Origin of the sequence: Adonisia turfae CCMR0081, from assembly GCF_011009555.1 — a bacterium.
Lineage (GTDB): Bacteria > Cyanobacteriota > Cyanobacteriia > Phormidesmidales > Phormidesmidaceae > Leptothoe > Leptothoe turfae.
Genome location: NZ_QXHD01000004.1, coordinates 3,418,865 through 3,424,273 on the forward strand (window position 1 = coordinate 3,418,865; position 5,409 = coordinate 3,424,273).

Annotated in this window: 5 protein-coding genes; 3 read left to right on the forward strand and 2 right to left on the reverse strand. The window is 47.2% G+C overall.

Annotation, left to right across the window (positions count from 1 at the left end; translation table 11 throughout):
- The first annotated feature begins 31 nt into the window (after nucleotides 1-31).
- Nucleotides 32-514, forward strand: coding sequence for a CYTH domain-containing protein (locus DXZ20_RS37625; protein ID WP_163671735.1), 483 nt, complete (start codon nucleotides 32-34; stop codon nucleotides 512-514).
- Here DXZ20_RS37625 and DXZ20_RS18940 read toward each other — a convergent pair.
- Nucleotides 498-1,238 carry a carbonic anhydrase gene (locus tag DXZ20_RS18940; RefSeq protein ID WP_163666471.1) on the reverse strand — a complete coding sequence of 247 codons (741 nt, stop codon included), beginning with the start codon at nucleotides 1,236-1,238 and terminating at the stop codon, nucleotides 498-500. The genes DXZ20_RS37625 and DXZ20_RS18940 overlap by 17 nt on opposite strands.
- 317 nt (nucleotides 1,239-1,555) lie before the next feature.
- Between DXZ20_RS18940 and rnhA the strand changes: the two genes are divergently transcribed.
- Both rnhA and DXZ20_RS18950 read left to right on the forward strand, forming a co-directional pair.
- Nucleotides 1,556-2,422 (forward strand): ribonuclease HI, encoded by an 867-nt coding sequence (gene rnhA / locus DXZ20_RS18945; RefSeq protein ID WP_163699863.1) that lies wholly within the window; start codon nucleotides 1,556-1,558, stop codon nucleotides 2,420-2,422.
- 328 nt (nucleotides 2,423-2,750) lie between these two features.
- Nucleotides 2,751-4,862: a S8 family serine peptidase gene (locus DXZ20_RS18950; RefSeq protein WP_163699865.1), complete on the forward strand. Its 2,112-nt coding sequence runs from the start codon at nucleotides 2,751-2,753 to the stop codon at nucleotides 4,860-4,862.
- A 137-nt stretch (nucleotides 4,863-4,999) separates the two neighbouring features.
- Here DXZ20_RS18950 and DXZ20_RS18955 read toward each other — a convergent pair.
- Nucleotides 5,000-5,409, reverse strand: a 410-nt coding sequence (locus DXZ20_RS18955; RefSeq protein ID WP_489670946.1) for a photosynthetic reaction center family protein, incomplete at its 5' end; no start/stop codon positions are given.

The window sequence follows — 5,409 nt, forward strand, 5'->3', positions numbered from 1 at the left end:
GCAACGTCCCTACGTCTCGAACGGAAATTCAATGGCTAAAGAAATCGAACGGAAGTTTCTGGTGCAGGGCGACACCTGGCGTGATTTGGCGGAGGGACATTATTACTGCCAGGGCTATGTTGCTACCCAGGGAAAACAAACTGTGCGGGTACGGATTATTGGCGAGCAGGGATATCTCACCCTAAAAGGCCCCGTAGTGGGTATGAGTCGCTCGGAGTTTGAATACGAAATTCCTACCGTTGATGCCCAGGCAATGCTGGCAGAACTATGCCAAAAGCCTTTTGTCGAGAAAAACCGATACCGAATCCCAATGGCAGCAGTCGTTTGGGAAGTTGATGAATTTCTAGGGGAGAATCAGGGCTTAATTCTGGCGGAAGTAGAATTAAGCCACGTTGGGCAAACAATAGAGCTGCCCACTTGGATTGGCCAGGAGGTAACGGGAGATCCTCGGTATTACAATTCCAACCTGGTCAAGAATCCATTTAGAGATTGGGGGCTTAGTAAGAACCCTTAAAAATTCTCTCAGCCTGTGTTCGTGCCAACCGATTTTCCCCTGGCATATGGGATACAGCATGGGCACCATGGGCACTTCCATTATTATTGAGGGCCTTGCCTAGATTGCTAAAGGGTGCAACAAAAGCATGACGCTCAGCATCGTAGGCTAAGATGCTGCCATCATTGATGTTGTAAATCCAGCCATGGAGAGATAGGTTGCCTCTATGGAGCATAGAGCGAACAGCTGGATAGGTGCGCAGATTTTCGATTTGCGTGAGGACATTCTCAGCCACCAGCATATCCAGCTTGTCAGACTTTTCTAAGTCGTTGTAATTGTCTTCAACCAGCTGACGGGTAGCTTCTGTATGGATTAGCCAGTTGTAGACCAAAGGCATTTTTTCTTCCAGCTGACCGATCTGTAGCAGTCCTTTCATGGCACCACAGCTAGAATGACCACAAACAATGATGTGATCAACGTTTAAGGACTTGACAGCATATTCAATGGTCGCCCCTTCACCACCATTGGTAGCGCCAAAAGGAGGAACGATATTGCCTGCATTACGAATGACAAATAGTTCACCGAGTTCAGCTTGGGTAATGAGCTCTGGTTGTACTCGCGAGTCGGAACACGTAATAAATAAAGTATTGGGGCTTTGACCCTTGGCCAGGGTCGCCATTAGTTTCTTATGGGAAGGAACGTAGGTATCTTGAAACTGACGCAGACCGCGCATTAATTTTTTCATTGTCCTTCGTCCTTCATACGTGCTCCTGGGCATTTTCTGACAATACCCTGTAATCCTTATCCCATATCTTTAGAGCTCTGCGTACAAAGTTTTACTTATCAGTGTGATTAAAAGAAAGGTCAGAAGGGGGCAATGGGGACTGGAGATTGCTTTGGCAATATTTCTCCATGGGGGATTTTTCTGTGGATTTAATGAGCAATCCTGTAAATCACCGCTATGATGCATAGGGTTTTTAAGGCAACTATCTGCTGGGTGTAATGATCGAGCCATAGCTCATACCCGACTCCCCATTTCCCCTGTACTTGAAGGATTTCACGATGACCGATTTGCCTACAATTAAGGCGGTATACACCGACGGTGCTTGTTCAGGAAATCCTGGGCCAGGGGGCTGGGGGACGGTGATTTATTTTGTTGATGGGCAAGTGCATGAAATGGGAGGACACGCCTCGGGGACGACGAATAATCGCATGGAAATGCAGGCTGCGATCGCGGCGCTTCAGTTTCTCCAAAACAACGACTATGACGGCCCCATAGAACTGAATACCGACAGTAAATATTTGATTCAAGGCATCACCCAGTGGATGTCAGGTTGGAAACGCAAAGGTTGGAAAACATCTGCTGGCAAAGCGGTGCTGAACCAAGACCTATGGATGACGTTGGATAAATTAAAGCAGGATCTAGCAACGTCCCAAGGCGTTGACATTGATTGGCGTTATGTAAAAGGGCATGCAGGTAATGTGGGTAATGAACGCTGCGATGAAATTGCCCGTGCTTACTCCCATAAGCAATCAATTCGCTTAAAGCAGCTTACGGCTAAAGTCTTAGCGAGTAAGCAATTGTCATCGACCCGTACAGCCGACAATGGGCCGAAAAGTGAAGAGGCAGATTGCGATCGCATTGCAGCTGAGGCTCCAGACCGACAGAATCAAATGAATACTGAAGCTGGCGATACGTTACAGCGGCTTAGCCACATCCTTAACCGTTTGCAAATGGCCGATACGTTGGCTGAACACGGATATCTAATCACGACGCAAGAACTGGCCGACCTAGTGAATGAGACCGTTAGCGATATTGCTAAGCGTGGAGCGCAATGGACTTGGCGGAATTGGTCTGTTGTACAGGTAGGTGGCAATGGTGCCGACAAAGATTTTTGGCAGTTAGAAAGACTAGATTCCCTGTATTGATCTAACAGGATTGACCTGCATCAGAACTTTTTAGACCAAATTTTTTCGAAGATTAGTAAAATCCGGAACTTTTTTGCTCGTTTCTACGGCTATGTCTGCATAAAGCCGCAAGGCGAACTTTTTTTGAGCGTGCTAATCTGCGTATAAGAATAAACTTTTCAGCAAAATATTATTTTGACAGATTTGTGGGTTTCCAAAAGCCAGTTTTAGCTGTTTTGGTTAACCTTGCTGTCTGGATTGCCCCGTCTGCAATATATGGCACATGGGAATGTCTGTTTCATCTACTGATTTCACTTGATGTATCAAAAATGCTTGTAAGTAAAGAACTATGGCGTTCTTGAATGAGACGTTTTCTCCTGAAAGTCTTGCTGCCGATCTCACACAGCTGCTAAGTGCTGATGTTACTCCTTTTGTGCAAGAGCGTTTACAAACTATCGCTCCTGCTCCAGAGAACTTAACTCAGCTAGCTGAAGCACTTGACATTATAAATTTGGATCAAACCGCAGATTTTCTAACTGCTATTACGAATGAGGAGTTTTTAGATTCCATTAATCAAACGTTGAGGAATGGGTTGGCCAGAAGGGCAGAATTCCTGTCCGAGCAAACTATTGACTCTTCATCCGGTTCCTTGGCAGATGGTGATTGGCTAACGGGACTGGTGGGAGCACTCACAAGCAATATAGATGGCTCCCTCGATACTTTGCTCAACGGCGGCTATGCAACACAAGAGGATGCAATAGCTACTGAGCAGGCTGATAGAGCTGGGAATACGCTCACAACAGCCCATAATCTTGGTGTCTTGAGTAGTAATCAAACAGTTCAAGATTTTGTGGGCGCAGCGGATGCAAATGACTACTACCGCTTTAGCCTGACGCAGCGCAGTCGTTTAAGGCTGGCATTAACTGGCCTCACGGCAAATGCGGATATCGAATTGCTCAATCGTGATGGCAAAGTCCTGGAAGCTTCCTATGGTGAAGGTCTAGCATCAGAGGAAATGACGCAGGCTGTAGATGCTGGTGATTATTACATTCGAGTCTCCTCAGCCGGAGGAGATTCAAACTATCGTTTGGCAGTGGCTGCTAACGTGCTATCAGTACCAGACAATGCAGGGAATACCTTTAGGACTGCTCGTAATATTGGCACGCTGGGCAGCAGCCGGTCTTTTCAAGACTTTATCGGCAATGGCGATGCCAACGATTTCTATCGCTTTAGCCTTAGCCAAAATAGCAACTTCAGCTTAGAACTCACAGGGCTAAGTGCGGATGCCGATGTACAGCTATTCAATAGCCTTGGACAGTTGGTTGAGCAGTCTTGGGCACCGGGTTCAAGTTCTGAATCAATCAATCGGTCTTTAGCGGCAGGTACCTACTATATTCGTGTCTTTCCCTATGCAACTGCGAACACTAACTATCGTTTGACGTTGAATGCTGCTGAATTGACAGCATCCCCATCGTCATTTAGCAATGTCTACGGTTATGGGCTGGTTAATGCAGCGGATGCCGTAGCCCGTGCTTTGGGCCAGGCTACTTCCCTGCCTGATGTTGCAAATCTAGGGGGTAATAACTGGGGCCTTGATTTGGTGAATGCACCGGAAGCCTGGGCTCGAGGATATACCGGCGATGGAGTGGTAGTCGCTGTTATTGACTCAGGGGTAGATATTAATCATGCTGATTTGCGCGATAACATTTGGGTCAATACTGACGAAATCCCTAATAATGGTGTCGATGATGATGGCAATGGCTACATCGACGATATCAACGGTTGGAACTTTGGCGTGGGGCAAAACAATAACAACGTTTTGCCTGGAACCAACGATCCGGGTCAGGGCCATGGTACCCATGTGGCAGGCACCATCGCCGCTGCTAATAACGGTATAGGTGTGACAGGCGTTGCCCATGAATCCAGCATCATGGCGATTCGTATGGGAGATGTTTCAGGTGGCAGATTCCTTAATGCTGGTAATCTGGCCCAAGCTATTCGTTACGCAGTAGATAACGGTGCAGATGTGATTAATATGAGCCTCGGCTGGACTGATTCGCCGGAGATACAAGCTGCCTTAGCCTATGCTGCTAGCAATAATGTCATCACGGTGAGTGCATCTGGTAATGGGGATGCTAATGGTAATGGGCTACCGTTCCCAGGTAATCCGGCCCGATATGCGACACAGTATGGTATTTCTGTAGGCGCTGTTGATATTAATCAAGATATTGCTAGATTCTCCAATCGCCCTGGCAATAATAGCGATCTCCAGCATGTAGTTGCTCCAGGGGTTCGTGTCTATTCCACAACACCCAATAATACCTACGGTTTCTCTAGTGGAACATCTATGGCAACACCGCACGTTGCTGGTGTAGTTGCTCTGATGCTGGATGCAAACCCGAACTTAACCCACGCTCAGGTTAGGCAAATCTTGACTGATTCGTCTGTCAGGCTAGCTTAAGTTTGGTGCGTCATCTTCTTCATGCGGAGGGTGTGAGTTAGCTGTCAATCAAGCTATAAATCAATAAAAAGAGGGGCTCCTTTACGGAGCCCCTCTTTTTTAGCTTATGCCTTACAACTTAGCCAAGACTAAAGTACTTAGCCATTGATTGCAGGAGCGCTCAATGCAACAGGTACTTCAGCACCAGCAGCCAAATCTAGAGGGAAGTTGTGAGCGTTACGCTCGTGCATTACTTCCATACCTAGGTTGGCACGGTTGATCACGTCAGCCCAAGTGCTAACGACACGACCCTGGGAGTCCAAAATAGACTGGTTAAAGTTAAAGCCATTCAGATTGAAGGCCATGGTGCTGATGCCCAGCGCGGTGAACCAGATACAAACAACGGGCCAAGCACCCAAGAAGAAGTGCAAGGAACGGCTGTTGTTGAAGGAAGCATACTGGAAGATCAAACGACCGAAGTAGCCGTGGGCTGCAACGATGTTGTACGTCTCTTCTTCCTGACCAAACTTGTATCCATAGTTCTGGGACTCAGTCTCAGTGGTCTCAC